1 protein-coding gene is annotated in these 227 nt (G+C 49.3%); it reads left to right on the top strand.

Annotated features, from left to right (window positions below):
- Positions 1 to 35 precede the first annotated feature (35 nt).
- The coding region (locus tag FS690_RS18470) for a hypothetical protein (protein ID WP_222126078.1) at positions 36 to 227 on the top strand (192 nt) is incomplete at its 3' end.

Here is a 227-nt window from a genome sequence, read left to right as displayed (position 1 = left end):
CTTAACCTCACAACCCACAGGCGTTTTGAACGCTCGTGAATCGCGATAATCTTGAGACCCGGCCGCATCGCGCATCGCTCTTATTACGGAGAACGAATACGACGCGGTCGTTTCAAATTTTCAGCTTGTTCCGGATTGTTAAAGAGCAAAACTTCGCAATGCGCCCTGAGGTGCATTCTGAAGTATTTTTCAGGACTGTAATGGTGGAGCTAAGCGGGATCGAACCG

The organism is Pantoea sp. PSNIH1, from assembly GCF_007680655.1.
In the GTDB taxonomy this organism is placed as follows: Bacteria; Pseudomonadota; Gammaproteobacteria; order Enterobacterales; family Enterobacteriaceae; genus Pantoea; species Pantoea eucrina.
Note: the sequence above shows the minus strand (reverse complement) of the source record. Positions and strands in the feature narration are given on the sequence as shown.